The organism is Gracilibacillus pellucidus, assembly GCF_033949965.1.
Classification (GTDB): domain Bacteria; phylum Bacillota; class Bacilli; order Bacillales; family Amphibacillaceae; genus Gracilibacillus; species Gracilibacillus pellucidus.
The window spans coordinates 103,749-118,796 of record NZ_JAWZSR010000006.1; the positions used below are offsets into that span (position 1 = coordinate 103,749).

The 15,048-nt window shown below is 37.2% G+C and carries 14 protein-coding genes and 1 other annotated feature; of the genes, 3 read left to right on the plus strand and 11 right to left on the minus strand.

What is annotated here, in order from left to right; translation table 11 throughout:
- Positions 1-8: 8 nt before the first annotated feature.
- From trxA to zapA, 6 genes are all read right to left on the minus strand, one after another.
- Complete coding sequence (gene trxA, locus SH601_RS11690; RefSeq protein WP_319958491.1) at positions 9-323, minus strand: thioredoxin; 315 nt, start codon at positions 321-323, stop codon at positions 9-11.
- A 493-nt stretch (positions 324-816) separates the two neighbouring features.
- Complete coding sequence (locus tag SH601_RS11695) at positions 817-1,230, minus strand: DUF350 domain-containing protein (protein ID WP_319958492.1); 414 nt, start codon at positions 1,228-1,230, stop codon at positions 817-819.
- A gap of 15 nt (positions 1,231-1,245) precedes the next feature.
- Positions 1,246-3,594, minus strand: a complete 2,349-nt coding sequence (locus SH601_RS11700; RefSeq protein WP_319958493.1) for an endonuclease MutS2 — start codon at positions 3,592-3,594, stop codon at positions 1,246-1,248.
- A 19-nt stretch (positions 3,595-3,613) separates the two neighbouring features.
- Entirely contained in the window at positions 3,614-5,326 is a 1,713-nt protein-coding gene (polX, locus tag SH601_RS11705) for a DNA polymerase/3'-5' exonuclease PolX (RefSeq protein WP_319958494.1), read from the minus strand.
- A gap of 89 nt (positions 5,327-5,415) precedes the next feature.
- On the minus strand, positions 5,416-5,967 hold the full coding sequence (locus tag SH601_RS11710) for a CvpA family protein (RefSeq protein WP_319958495.1): 552 nt from the start codon (positions 5,965-5,967) through the stop codon (positions 5,416-5,418).
- A gap of 7 nt (positions 5,968-5,974) precedes the next feature.
- On the minus strand, positions 5,975-6,235 hold the full coding sequence (gene zapA, locus SH601_RS11715; protein WP_319958496.1) for a cell division protein ZapA: 261 nt from the start codon (positions 6,233-6,235) through the stop codon (positions 5,975-5,977).
- A gap of 175 nt (positions 6,236-6,410) precedes the next feature.
- On the opposite strand from zapA, the gene rnhC reads away from it, so the two are divergent.
- On the plus strand, positions 6,411-7,349 hold the full coding sequence (gene rnhC / locus SH601_RS11720) for a ribonuclease HIII (RefSeq protein ID WP_319958497.1): 939 nt from the start codon (positions 6,411-6,413) through the stop codon (positions 7,347-7,349).
- Between the two features lie 181 nt (positions 7,350-7,530).
- On the opposite strand, the gene pheT is transcribed toward rnhC, so the two are convergent.
- The 3 genes from pheT to SH601_RS11735 form a co-directional block, all read right to left on the minus strand.
- Positions 7,531-9,957, minus strand: coding sequence for a phenylalanine--tRNA ligase subunit beta (pheT, locus tag SH601_RS11725; protein WP_319958498.1), 2,427 nt, complete (start codon positions 9,955-9,957; stop codon positions 7,531-7,533).
- Between the two features lie 15 nt (positions 9,958-9,972).
- The gene (pheS, locus tag SH601_RS11730; protein ID WP_319958499.1) at positions 9,973-11,007 is read right to left on the minus strand and encodes a phenylalanine--tRNA ligase subunit alpha; all 1,035 of its coding nucleotides are present in this window, start codon (positions 11,005-11,007) and stop codon (positions 9,973-9,975) included.
- Between the two features lie 54 nt (positions 11,008-11,061).
- Positions 11,062-11,304: a binding site (T-box leader), on the minus strand.
- 58 nt (positions 11,305-11,362) lie between these two features.
- Positions 11,363-12,118 carry a TrmH family RNA methyltransferase gene (locus tag SH601_RS11735; RefSeq protein ID WP_319958500.1) on the minus strand — a complete coding sequence of 252 codons (756 nt, stop codon included), beginning with the start codon at positions 12,116-12,118 and terminating at the stop codon, positions 11,363-11,365.
- 154 nt (positions 12,119-12,272) lie between these two features.
- Here SH601_RS11735 and sspI point away from each other — a divergent pair, with 154 nt between their 5' ends.
- A complete protein-coding gene (gene sspI / locus SH601_RS11740) occupies positions 12,273-12,479 on the plus strand; it encodes a small acid-soluble spore protein SspI (RefSeq protein ID WP_319958501.1) in 207 nt (68 codons plus the stop codon).
- 183 nt (positions 12,480-12,662) lie between these two features.
- Positions 12,663-13,277, plus strand: coding sequence for a lytic transglycosylase domain-containing protein (locus SH601_RS11745; protein WP_319958502.1), 615 nt, complete (start codon positions 12,663-12,665; stop codon positions 13,275-13,277).
- 120 nt (positions 13,278-13,397) lie between these two features.
- On the opposite strand, the gene SH601_RS11750 is transcribed toward SH601_RS11745, so the two are convergent.
- The gene (locus SH601_RS11750) at positions 13,398-14,480 is read right to left on the minus strand and encodes a M42 family metallopeptidase (RefSeq protein WP_319958503.1); all 1,083 of its coding nucleotides are present in this window, start codon (positions 14,478-14,480) and stop codon (positions 13,398-13,400) included.
- A gap of 17 nt (positions 14,481-14,497) precedes the next feature.
- Complete coding sequence (locus SH601_RS11755; RefSeq protein ID WP_319958504.1) at positions 14,498-14,983, minus strand: dUTP diphosphatase; 486 nt, start codon at positions 14,981-14,983, stop codon at positions 14,498-14,500.
- Positions 14,984-15,048 lie beyond the last annotated feature (65 nt).

Genomic DNA, 15,048 nt, shown 5'->3' on the forward strand with positions numbered 1-15,048 from the left:
GTGAGTTATTATGCGTGTTTGTTGATTAATTCAACAAGCGCTTCTTTTGGTTGGTAACCTACAACTTGTTCTACAATTTCACCATCTTTGAAAAGTAGAAGCGTTGGGATACTCATTACACCAAATTTTCCAGCTGTTTCTTGGTTTTCATCCACATCAAGTTTTACGATTTTTACTGTATCGCTCATTTCACCATCTATTTCTTCAAGTACTGGTGCAATCATTTTACAAGGTCCACACCAAGTAGCCCAAAAATCAGCTAATACTAATCCCTCACTAGTTTCGTTGCCAAAAGTGCTATCATTTGCTGCTACAATTGCCATTAAGAATTCCTCCTTTATACCGATTTCTTACCAAGTATAACATCATAAAAAAAAACATCCTAATAGTTTGCTTATAACTATTACTTACGTCATCTGCAAGTGAAAATAAGCGTTGCTCCATGTTGAATACTCCATAAAATGCGCTCACTCATTCTACTTCTAGTGAGTGGTAGGCAATCGCTACGACAGAACGCTTGCTTTCCGCAGGAGTCTGCGCATTCTGCCTTCGCTTTGGTTATTTTCTCAAGTGGAAGAGAGAGGAATACTTATATTACATGTCCTTTGACAAAGCGTATCTTTGTCGGAGCTATATAGCAGCACTCACCACCATTAGGATAGAAGAAAACTTATCCTGTATAATGGATTTTCACTTGTAGACAGTGCAACGAGTTACACTGTCATCACATAATATATTCCTACTGCCACAAAAATAACGGCGATTATTAGTAAAACATATGCTAAAGTTTTCATATTGCCACTCCTTCGCGGGTCATTAGCTTGCTTGAATGCTTGAGCCGATGACGTAGGATAATCCAACTGAAATAACTAAGGAAATGAAGCCGACAGCTCGATTATCTTTTGCTATTTCTTCATCAATTTTATATGTTGGTGTTAAAAATTCAAAGATAAAATAGCCGAAGAGCAATAATATAAAACCATATCCACCCCATGCTATACTTTCCAAAATAGTATCGTTATGTTCAATGGAGTAACGAATAATATTGGCAATCCCAAATATTTTACCACCAGTTGCCATCGCAACACTCATGTTTCCACGCTTTATTTCTTCCCAATTCCGATACGAAGTGACAAGCTCGAAAATAACGAGAAAGATAATTAAGCAAAGAACAGCAACACTATACCTTGCAGCAGTTTCAACGAATATATTCCCCCAAAAATCAGACATAACGTACCATCCTCTCTATTTTAATTCTAATACAGTGACTCCAAGGCCACCTTCCCCCATATCTCCATCGCGCGCACTTGTTATTTTTGAATGTTTACGGGCAAAATCTTTTACGCCTTTTCTAAGTGCCCCTGTCCCTTTACCATGGATGATGGATACTTTGTTATAACCTGCTAATAATGCATCATCAATATATTTCTCTAATTGCTGCAATGCATCCTCGAATCGCTCTCCACGCAAGTCTAATTCAGGTTTAACATGGTAAGCTGATCCTCTTACTGTTGCAAGAGGCTTTTCCATCTTCGGTTCATCTCTTCTTATAAACAACAGGTCTTTTCGTTTCGCTTTCATCTTCATGATACCAACTTGAACTTGGAATTCATTTTTACCTGTTTGTTCTATTATCGTACCTTTTTGATCTAACGTTAATAATTTTACTTCATCACCAGATTTTAATACTTTTGCTTTATCTTCATCAATTGCTGGTGCTTGCTTTTCTTGTTTTTTCGTTAATTCTGGACGAGCTTCATTTAATAATTTCTTCGCTTCGATCCATTCATGCTCTTTCAATTCTGCTTCTGTTTGCATATTACGAAGCTCAGAAACAATTAGTTCTGCTTCTTCGCGCGCTTTTGTTACTGCTTTTTCTGCTTTTTCTTCCGCTTTCTTATATAGAGTTTCTCGTTCATTCTCGAATTGCTGCCACTGTTTTTCCAATTCACGTTTCAATTGATTCGCTTCTTCCAATAGGTCATGAGCATCCTCATAATCTGTTTCAGCCTTACGACGAGAGTCTTCAAGCGAAGCAATCATATTCTCCACACTTTTTGAATCTGTTCCAATGTGCCCTTTCGCATCATTAATAACAGCCTCACTTAAACCGAGACGTTTTGAGATCTCAAATGCATTACTACGCCCTGGTACACCGATCAATAAGCGGTAAGTAGGCTTCAATGTTTGAATATCAAACTCAACAGATGCATTCGTAACATTTTGACGGTTGAATCCATATGCTTTCAGTTCTGGGTAATGTGTCGTCGCAATGACACGTGCCCCTTTGCTCAAGACTTGGTCAAGAATGGACATCGCAAGTGCAGCACCTTCTTGTGGATCTGTACCAGCACCAAGCTCATCAAATAACAGTAATGATTGATCATCAAAGTTTTCTAAAATATCAACAATGTTCGTCATATGGGATGAAAAAGTACTTAAGCTCTGCTCAATCGACTGTTCATCACCGATATCTGCGAAAACATTCGAGAATACAGCAAGTTCACAGCCATCAAGTGCAGGTACCTGTAAACCTGACTGTGCCATCAATGTACACAACCCGACCATTTTTAATGTGACAGTTTTACCACCAGTATTCGGACCCGTAATAACAATTGCGGAGAAGTCTTCCCCTAATTCTACGTCATTAGCAACCACTTCATCACTAGAGATTAAAGGGTGTCTGGCTTGTTTCATTTTAATGATCCCTTGGTTATTCATTTTCGGTCTACTAGCTTTCATTTGATGGCTTAGCTTAGCTCTTGCAAAAATAAAATCAATTGCTCCTAGAGCTTCGACATTTTGTAGTAAAAATCCTTCATCTGCTGCAATTTTTTCAGATAATGCTTTTAAAATACGATCTATTTCTGTTTTTTCTTCCACTCGTGCCGCTTGCAATTGGTTATTCAGTTCTACTACAGATTGTGGTTCCATAAACAATGTTTGTCCTGATGCTGATTGATCATGAACAATCCCACCAATTGCTGAACGATATTCTTGTTTAACTGGTAGCACATAACGGTCATTACGAATCGTAATAATCGCATCAGATAACATTTTTGCTTTTGTTTTCGTGTAATTATCTAGTCGGTCACGGATTTTATTTTCATTTGTTCTGATTTTCGAACGTAACCCTCTTAGTTTATCAGATGCACCATCCATCATATGACCATGGTCATCTATACAATGCTTAATTTCTCGTTCTAATTCATTTAATGGAACAATTTGGTCTGCTAACTCTTGAATAATAGGTAATTCGATATCCTCTAATTTATCAATAAAAAGTTTTAACTGCTTTCCACCGTAAATCGTGCTAGCGACGTCCAAACATTCATGTGTAGATAAAATCCCACCAATGACTGCTCTTTTCACGCTTGGCTTAATATCGACGATTCCACCAAGAGGCACATTACCTTTTAAACGAATAACATGATACGCTTCATCTGTTTCATCCTGTAATTTCACCACTTGGTCAAAATCCGCACTTGGTTTTAACTGACGGATTTTTTCTATCCCTAGTGAGGAAGCAGCTTTTTCCGTTAATTGTTCCATTATTTTATGAAATTCTAAAACGCGTAAAATGCGTGTATTCATAAACGGATCTCTCCCTACTTTACTTTGCTAAATAGTTTAATAATTGTTCTTTTGTCCATGTATTAACGACTGTTTGTTTCGTTAATTTTCCTCTTCTAGCGGTTCCTACACCTGATTTCATATCTTCTAGCATCTCATAGTTGTGCGCATCAGTATTTATTGCGATATGCACGCCTTTTTCTTGTGCTTTCTCCACCCATTCAGCTGCTAGATCAAGACGATTAGGATTTGCATTTAGCTCCAAAATCGTATTCGTTTCACGAGCTTTGTCAATCAACCATTCTACATCCACAGAATAGCCATCACGTCTTCCTAATAATCGCCCTGTTGGATGGGCAATCATGTTCACATGTGGGTTTTCAAGAGCTGTTGTTAAGCGCTCATGAATCGTTTCTTGTGGTTGCTGGAAGCTTGAGTGGATCGATGCAATAACAAAATCAAGCTCCTGTAAGAAATCATCATCAAAATCCAAACTACCATCAGGCAATATATCCATTTCTATTCCAGCTAAAATATGAATATCTGGGTGCTTCGCTTGGACTTCTTCGATTTCTTTACGTTGCACTCTTAGTCGTTCTTCATTCAATCCATTTGCAACTCGCAAATATTTTGAATGGTCCGTTATCGCGATAAATTGATATCCTTTCTCTTTTGCACGAACAACCATTTCCTCGACGGATTGTGCCCCATCACTCCATGTTGTGTGCATATGAAGATCACCGTGGATATCTGCTAGCTCTACTAATTGAAGCTCTTTATTCGCTTGTTCTATTTCATCTTGTCCTTCACGAATTTCTGGTGGAATATAATGCAACCCGAAGCTTTCGTAAAAGGCTGCCTCTGTCGTAAATGTTTCTACTTCACCAGTTTCTACATCTTCTACTCCGTATTCACTAATTTTTTTCCCTTGTGCTTTAGCTAGTTGTCTCATCAACACATTGTGGTCTTTAGATCCTGTAAAATGGTGTAGTGTGGTCGCAAATTCTTTTTCCGTTACTAAACGAAAATCAACACTGACATCGTATTTTCCTTTTACTACAATCGATACTTTCGTATCACCTGCTGCAATGGTATCAACTCGATCTTCAAAAAGTAATAACTTATCTCGAACAACTTCTGGTTTATCAGTTGCAATGATAAAGTCTAAATCTTTCACAGTCTCACGGAAACGTCGCATACTACCTGCAATAGAATAACGATCAATCTCTTCAACGGTTTCTAAATATGCTTCAATTTTATCCACTATTCCTACTACTAATGGAACAGGCAAACGTTCAGGTCGAGTACCAGCATTATTTAACGCTTCTAATATTTTTTCTTCGGTTTTTTTCCCAAATCCTTTTAATACTTGAATTTGGCCATTCTCACATGCTTCTCTTAATGTAGCCTCATCAACAATATCAAGTTCTTGATAAAGTTTCGCTAGCTTTTTACCGCCTAGTCCTTGTAAATTCAACAGCGGAATTAACCCTTCAGGCACTTCCTGTTCTAACTGTTTTAATGTATCTGACTCACCACTCTCAATAAAGTCCGTGATGACAGTTGCTGTCCCTTTACCGACACCTTGTATCTTCGTAAAATCCTCTATTTCTGATAAGGAACGATCGTCACGCTCTAGTGCTTGTGCAGCCTTTCGATAAGCAGATATCTTAAAAGGATTTTCTCCTTTTAATTCCAAGTATGTCGCAATCTTTTCTAATAGCTTGATGACATCTTTTTTGTTAACAGACATCTAATCTCCCTCACTTTTACTATTATAATATGTGTTCCCATTACATGTGAAAATACCCTTGCTTACCAAAAGTGCAAGGGTATCCTACATTAACCATGATTGAATGGATCATTCTCGAACACAAACGTCGTTAATTTCTCGGATAAAATTGGCGTATGCTCAATAATAGTTGTGGCAATCGAAGAACCCTCAATATATTCTTGGATATTTGCAATAGGTGCAAGTGCGAAAATATACAATACAATAAAGATAAGCAAGTATACTTCAACAAAGCCTAAAACAGCACCTAGCCAACTATTTACTACCCGTAATATTGGTAAATCTGCAACAAAATCAAGCATTGTCGCAACAATTTGTAAAACTATTTTCGTTACAAAGAATAGTATACCAAATGCAATCACATTATAATAAGCAGCCTCTAACGGTAAAGTTTCTAAAAAGACCGCCCATGATGCATCTGTCATCATTTCTGGATATGGTATCCATAACTCTAATTTAGAAGCAACATCTGCATAGTATGCCGATGCTACTATAAACGCGATAATAAATCCCGTTAAATGAAGTACTTGTAGGATAAATCCCCTTCTAAGTCCTATAAATACTCCCATAATTAATAAAAAAATCAATATTAAATTCACCATGACAAAATTAATCCTCTTTCTCCTCAAGTAATTTTTGCAATACGTCAAATTCTTCTTTTAGCTTTATATAATCATTCACCGTATTAACTGCTGTCAGTACAGCCAAGCTAGTGGAATCCAATGATTTATTCAAAGTATGTATTTCATTCATTTTTTCATCAACTAAATTTGCTACTTTTCGAATATGCTCCTCTTTCTCTTTTCCAACAATGTTATACGATCTTCCGTATATATCTACAGTAGTTCGTGATTTTCCTGACTGGGACACATTGCTTCCCCCCTCTTGACAAATAACCTTAAAATTAATATTAACATATGAAGCAGTGAAATATAAAACTATTCCTTAAACATCTGTTATACTTAATAGGTAATGCTAATATTTACACTTAATTTTGAAAAAGCTACTAGTTACATAGCTAGTATTAATGAAAGGACGTATACCATTGTCTAATGTTGTTTTACAATTTCCAAAGAATGAATTAGCAAAAGTGAAAAGTTACTATGAACAATATATTACCAAAATTCCAGCGAATAGTCTTTTCTTAGCTAAAGTTAATAATGTTACTGTTACCGCCTATAAATCAGGTAAAGTAATGTTTCAAGGTGACAGGGCACAGCAAGAAGCTGCGAAATGGAATAAAAAGGCTACGAATAACCCAAATAGTAATCGCTCTAACAATACCGTAAATGCGCATGATTATCAACCACCAAAAACTATATTTACACAAGCACATATTGGTACAGACGAAGCTGGGACTGGTGATTACTTTGGACCAATCACCGTTAGTGCCGTATTTGTTCCAGATGACAAGCTAGATGCACTGAAAGCGTTAGGTATCGCAGACTCGAAAACATTAACAGATACTGATATTACGAGACTGGCGAAGGATCTAGTAAAAGAAAAAATTCCTTATACGTTATTAACATTAGATAACAGCAAATATAATCGCCTGCAAAAAAAAGGCTGGAATCAAGGTAAAATGAAAGCAATGCTTCACCAGCATGCCATTCAAAAATTATTAGCCAAAATCGAGAATGTCCCTAACAATGGTATCTTAATTGATCAATTTTGTCAGCCATCTTCTTTCATTAAACACATTGGTCAAGAAGGATTGAAGTTGGAACGAAATACTTATTTCATGACAAAGGCTGAAAGTTACTCTATCCCTGTTGCAGCAGCTTCAATCATTGCTCGAGCAAAATTCGTAAAAGAAATGGATAAATTGTCTGCTCAATATGGTTTCACTGTACCAAAAGGAGCATCTGCCAAAGTAGATGAAGCTGCTGCTTATTTTATTAAAAAGAACGGGCTTGACGAATTAGATAAAGTAGCAAAAATGCATTTTGCTAACACAGATAAAGCACTTCGGTTGGTTAAATAATTTGTGCTTCACTCTTATCAATCATTAGGAGTGACTGAAATTTTGTGCTTGCTCGGGTTCGGGCGTTCATCACCTTGATGAGTGACCGAATTCTTTCCTCCTCTTGAGATTCGGTCACTCATAACAAACACATACCCTAAAAAAAGACTGTAACGGTTCTGTCCGCTACAGTCTTTTATCTTTATCCTCTTAATTCTGCTTGGTGTTCTTCTGCTACTGCTGTTAAAATCGCTTGATAAGATGCTTCTACTTCTTCATCTGTCAGTGTTTGCTCAGGGTTTTGGTAGAATACACTAAATGCGATTGATTTCTTCCCTTGTTCTAAGTGTTCTCCTTGATATACGTCAAACACTTGAATACTTTTCACTAATTCTCCACCAGCTTTTGTGATTGTTGCTTGTAATTCACCTGCTGGAATAGACTCATCCACAACTAATGCAATATCTCTTGTCACACTTGGGTAACGTGGAATTTGTGTAAAGCTCGGTTCGTTTTCGTGATTTGCAAGAATGTAATCGAAGTCTACATCAAATACATATGTTTCTTTCAAATCATATTTTTTCTGTAATGCTGGATGCACTTGACCGACAAATCCAATCGAACGACCAGAAACAAATAATTGTGCTGTTCTACCAGGATGCATGCCATCTACTTTTGCCTGTGTAAAGGTAACATCAAGATTTAATGATTCGAACAGTGCTTCTAAAATACCTTTTGCAACAAAGAAGTCTACTGCTTTCTTCTCTTGTTGCCATGGATGTGTTGTCCATTCACCAGTTAATGCACCTGCTAAACGCAATGTTTCTTTTGGTTGTTCTGTTACGTTCTCTTCTTTAGAAAGGAAGACACTACCAATTTCATAATAAGCAATATTGTCTTGCTTTCTTGCAAGGTTATAAGCAACAGATGATAGCATTTCTGGCAAGATGCTTAATCGTAATGTACTGTGCTCTTCACTCATTGGCATTGCTAATGAAACAGTTGAAACCATTTCTTCTGCAACCTCTGGGCTAACAAGTTCTACCGCTCGTTCCTTGCTTGTTAATGAATAAGTTACTGTTTCAGATAAACCTGCGCCTTCCATGAATTGTTTTACATGGCGTTTTAATTCTTGTTGTTTCGTTAAACCACCAGCTTGTGAGCCACCACTAGGTAGTGTAAAAGGTAAGTTATCATAACCGTAGATACGAGCAACTTCTTCTAACATATCTTCAAAAATAACGATATCTTGACGACGAGTTGGAGCAGAAACAATAAATGTCTCACCATCTTGCTCATAGTTAAAGTTTAATTTACGCAAGATGTTGGCAATATCCTCATTAGACATTGCTGTTCCTAACCGATCGTTAATAACAGAAGTCCAAATGGTAACTTGTTTTTCTGTTAAGTCTAATTCGCCAGTTTCCGCTACGCCATCTAGTACTGTTGCTCCTGCATATTGCTGCAACAATTGAACTGCCCGTTCACCCGCTTGCTTCACACGAGCAGGGTCTACGCCTTTTTCAAAACGAGTACTTGCATCACTACGTAGATCAAAATCTTTTGAAGCTTTACGAACTGTCTGACCATCAAAGTATGCTGCTTCTAATAAAACAGTTGTCGTATCATCAGACACTTCTGAATTAGCACCGCCCATAACTCCTGCAAGCGCTACTGGTTCTTTACCATTTGTAATAACTAAATGTTCATTTGTTAATGTACGTTCTTGTTCATCTATTGTCACAAGCTTCTCATCTTGCTCAGCCATTCTAACAACTACTTCATTTGAACCGAATGTATCGAAATCAAATGCATGTAATGGCTGACCATATTCTAATAGCACATAGTTCGTAATATCTACCACATTGTTAATCGGACGAATGCCTTCTGCCGATAGATAATTACGCATCCATAATGGTGATGGACCGATTTTTACGTCTTTTAATAAGAATGCGCCATAATATGGATTTTGTTCTGTTGCTTCAACGGAAACAGAGACATGCTCTTTTGTTTTCTCTTCGACTGTTTGATAAATTGTTCCTGGTAGACGAATCGGTACATCTAATAGTGCTGCCACTTCATAGGCAACACCTAACATACTTAATGCATCTGAACGGTTAGGTGTTAAACCTAGTTCTAAAATAATATCATCTAGATTCAATAATTCCGTAACATCCGCGCCGATTTCTGTATCTTCTGGAAAAACAAAAATACCACTAGCAAATTCTTTCGGTACAAATTTTTCTTCTACACCTAATTCTTGTAAAGAGCAAATCATACCAAAGGATTCAACACCACGTAATTTTGCTTTTTTAATTTTAAAGTTTCCAGGTAATACTGCACCAGGTTTTGCAACAGCTACTTTTTGTCCTTGTGCAATATTGGGAGCACCACAAATGATTTGTAATGTCTCATCCCCTACATTTACTTTACATAAATTTAATTTATCTGCATCAGGATGTTGTTCACAACTTTCTACGTAACCGACAACTACATTCGTTGATTCACTTGCGAAACGTTCTAATCCCTCTACTTCAATTCCGGATTTAGTAATTTTTTCTGCTAAATCTTTTGGAGATAGCTGATCGATGTCTACATAATTTTTTAACCAATTTAATGATACGAACATTTTATAGCCTCCTTCTTATGCCTGGTGATATTGCTTCAAGAATCGTTTATCATTCGTGTAGAAATGACGAATGTCATCCACACCATATTTCAACATCGCAATTCGTTCAGGGCCCATTCCGAATGCGAAACCACTATATACTTTCGGATCATAGCCTGCCATTTCCAGTACACGTGGGTGCACCATTCCAGCACCAAGAATTTCAATCCAACCAGTCTGCTTACATACACTACAACCATCTCCATGACACATCTTACAAGAGATATCCATCTCAACTGATGGCTCTGTAAAAGGGAAAAAGCTTGGACGCAAACGAATTTCACGATCTTCACCAAACATCTGCTTTGCGAATCGATCTAGTACACCTTTTAAATCACTCATTCTTACGTTTTTATCAACATAAAGTCCCTCGATTTGGGTAAACTGGTGTGAGTGTGTCGCATCATCTGTATCACGTCGATACACTTTACCTGGACAAATCATCTTGACAGGACGTTTATCTTCCATTGCATTCATTGTTCTTGCTTGTACTGGTGATGTATGTGTACGCATTAAGATATCCTCTGTAATATAGAATGAATCTTGCATATCACGAGCAGGGTGACCTTTCGGCAAGTTCAATGCTTCAAAGTTGTAATAATCTGTTTCTACTTCTGGACCTTCACGCACTTCGAATCCCATTCCGATAAATAAGTCTTCGATTTCTTCAACAATGCTTGTTAGAAGGTGTGGGCCACCAGTTGGCGCAGGTCTTCCTGGCAATGTGACATCAATTGTTTCTTCTTCTAATTGCTTTTCTAACTCTGCCGCTTCAATTGTTTCTTTTTTGCCATCAATTGCATCAGCAATATTACCACGAACAGTATTGGCAAGTTCACCGATTACAGGGCGTTCCTCTTTTGACAATTTACCCATTCCACGTAAAACTTCTGTGATAGGGCCTTTTTTTCCTAAGTAAGCAACACGAACATCTTGTAATTCTTTCAATGATGTTGCTTCAGCTACTTTTTGTAGTGCTTCTGTTTCTAATGCTTGTAACTGATCTTTCATTATATAGACCTCCTTTAGTTATGTAAGCAAATAAAAAAGTCCCATCCCTTAGAAAAAAGGGACGAGACTGTATATACCCGTGGTACCACCCTGGTTGACATAGCGATACACTATGCCCACTTAAGCTAACAGATAACGGTATGTGAACCGGAACACCTTTACTTGCACACTGCAAGGTCCAAGTGTCAGCTCCAGAGTGAAACTTCAACATGTGACCGTTAGAAGTACTTACAGTCTATGATACTTCTTCCCTTGAAACGGTTGTTACATATTTACTGGCTCTTTCAATGCTTTTATATTTACCTTTACTTCATATAGTATAAGCAAGCATTGCCAATGATGCAAGTCCAATTGGTCATTTTTTTGCAACTTGATACATTAAAATGCCCGCCGCAATACTTACATTAAGTGATTCTGCTTGTCCATAGATCGGAATTTTTATATTTTTATTTGCTTGCTCAATTAATGCAGGAACAACTCCAGACCCCTCATTGCCGACAATGATCGCTAATTTTTCAGGTGCGGTTACTTCGTGATAATAACTCGCGTTTTCCAGTGCTGTTGACCAAATCTCGATATCTTCTCGTTGCAGGTTTTGTATTTCTTCACTTAGCTCTGCTTCATAAATATGCAGATGGAACATAGATCCTTGTGTAGAACGAATTACTTTGTCATTAAATAGGTCTACAGTTCCTTTGCCTAAAATAACCGTATCAAAACCAGCAGCATCTGCTGTTCGAATCATCGTTCCTAAGTTCCCCGGATCTTGTACACGGTCAATGATTAAAGCACGTTGAACCGGTTGTTCTGTCCGTTTTGTCTTGTTTACGACCGCCAAAATACCTTGTGGTGTTTTCGTCTCCGTTAGTGCAGCCATCACATTGTCTGCCACTTCAAACATAGGATAATTCGTCCATTCCCCCGCTACTTCAATGCCTGTTTGATAAATAATTTCACTAATTTCCCAGTCACTTTTGTGTGCTTCTTCTATTAAATGAAATCCCTCAACGATAAACTGTGATTGGATATCTCGTTCTTTTTTCTTTTTTAGCTTGCGCCAGTTTTTTACTTTGACATTTTTTACAGATGTTAACATAATCTCATTCCTCATTCATTGATACTCCTATCATACATATTATTGCAAAGAAAGGTCAAACTATAATTCGAAAAGATTGGAATACCCGATTTATTTTTGGGGATTGGGCAGTAAGCAGGAGCATAGTTTTATACTCTTTACCGATAATACGTAAAGTGGGGTGAAAAAGATGGATTTAAATTTAAGAAAAGCGATCATTTCCAATGTGTCAGGTAATTCAGCAAGTGATTTAGAAGCTACCATTGTAGATGCAATCCAAAGTGGCGAAGAAAAAATGTTACCTGGTTTAGGCGTATTGTTTGAACTATACTGGCAAAAAGCAGATGAATCAGAGAAAACAGAAGTTCTCGAAACATTGGAACAAGCAGTAAAATAAGTTTATGAGCAGCAAGAATCACATTCAAAGGTTCATCATAGAATGTGATTCTTGCTTTTCTATGGTATTTAGTCATTTTATGTTACGAAAGTTGCGAAGCTTATACATGTAGCGGATTGCTTTTTTGTATGATAAAATGTATATTTATTATAGATATATTTTACTATAAGGAGATGCAGTTCATTGAACGTACAGTCTATTCGACACTTAATGGAGATGCAAGCAATGAATAATCTAGCGACTTCCAGTAGCCCTACAACGAATGATACTAGTTTTCGACAATTATTAGATGGTCTAGTCTCGAACGAAGCATCTGTCCGTACATATCAAACCAATAGCTCGTCGATTCGATCGCAGCTAACAGATACGATAATGCCTACACCAACTAATGTTAACGTTAATGCTAATTCTAATTCTGCACCATCTGATGTGCAAAGCATCGTGGAACAAGCTGCAGCACAGTTTAATGTAGATCCGAAATTAATTGATGCAGTCATTCAAACAGAATCTAATTACAATCAAAATGCTGTTAGTCATGCAGGAGCACAAGGGCTTATGCAATTAATGCCTGGCACTGCTAGTGGATTAGGTGTTCAAAACCCACTTGACCCAATGCAAAATGTGCTTGGTGGGACAAAATACTTAAAACAGATGCTAGACCGCTATAACGGTAACAAATCGTTAGCATTAGCAGCCTATAATGCCGGACCAGGAAATGTCGATAAACACAATGGTATTCCACCATTTCAAGAAACACAATCCTATGTACAAAAAGTACTCGGCAACTATTTAGCGTAACAAAAAGGCTTTTCCTTATAAAAAAGGAAAAGCTTTTTTCATTTACTACGGAGTAAACGCCCTGATAAGTTTCGCTAGCAATCAGTGGGAGTAAAAACTCCCACTGATTGAAGTCTCACTTTATTCAAATGTAAGAGTTTCTACTGTTTCTTTATCTAATTTCTTAATTACTTCGACAATTAGTTGAACAGCATTTTCGAAATCATCTTTGTGTAAAATAGCTGCATGTGTATGAATATATCTTGTTGCAATTGTGATAGATAATGATGGAACTCCATTAGCAGTTAAATGAATAGAACCAGAGTCCGTACCGCCACCTGGTACTTGTGTATACTGATATGGAATATTATGTTCATCAGCAGTTTTAACTACTAAATCCCTCAATCCTTTATGAGCAATCATAGACGCATCATATAATACGATTTGTGGTCCCTCACCAATCTTGTTATCTGCATCTTTATCAGACACTCCTGGCGTATCGCCTGCGATACCAACATCTACACCAAAGCCAATATCAGGTTCAATCATGTTTGCAGATGTTTTCGCACCACGTAACCCTACTTCTTCTTGAACAGTAGCTACACCGTAAACTTTGTTCGGATGGTTTTCTCCTTCTAAACGACGAAGTACTTCAATTGCAATGGCACAGCCGATACGATTATCCCATGCTTTCGCTAATAACAATTTTTCATTTTTCATTTGGGTAAATTCAAAGTAAGGTACAATGGAATCACCTGGTGTTACCCCAAATTCTAATGCTTCTCTTTTACTAGATGCACCAATATCAATAAACATATCTTTAATCTCTACTGGTTTTTTACGAGCTTCTGCTGATAAGATATGTGGTGGCTTAGAACCGATAATACCTGTTACGTCACCTTTTTTCGTTGTAATCGTAACACGCTGTGCTAGCATCACTTGACTCCACCAGCCGCCAATTGTTTGGAAGTAAACGAAACCTTTATCATCAATACGTGTTACCATAAAGCCGACTTCATCAAGGTGACCTGCTACCATGATTTTCGGACCATCTACATCACCATTCTTCTCAGCGATTAAACTACCAAGGTTGTCCGTGTATACATCGTCTGCATACGGAGTAATCCATTTTTGCATAACTTCACGAGCTTCTTTTTCATTGCCTGAAATACCTCGCGCATCCGTTAATTCTTTTAGCATCGTTAATTGATCAAAATTTGCCATATCCTTTTCCTCCTATATTAATAGCCTTGATCTTGTCTTTCAAAGTTAATCTTATTTTTATCCACATATGCTTCTTTTATATCATTTGCAGAAAAACCTAATTTCTTCCCTAAATTTAAATATGTATCAAACACTTGTCCATAAGCATGGTGTGTTTTCTCTTCCTTCAATGTTGAAATGGCATGATAAACATCATGGAATAAAGCAGTCAGCTCTCTCTCATCAACTTGGTTATTCGGTTGGTACTCGTTAAGTCCCAAGTCTAACCCTAAGGATAAGATAAAATGAATCCCATCTACATACTCTTCGGCAATAACCGATTTTTCGCTGGCAGGTTTCACACTCCAATACTTGAAACATCTCGTTTCATTAGCTAATTCGCCAACTTCCACTAAGAGTGCTAATACCTTCTTATCGAAAACATTTTCGTTTTTCAAATCATGTTGTGCTAAAATATAATTATCTAATTCTCGTTGCATAGTAAAAAGTGTTTGCCAATTCATTTTGTTCTCCCTTAAGTTATTGATTTTATGTTTATATTATAACATAATTCTTTTATTTTTTTGAA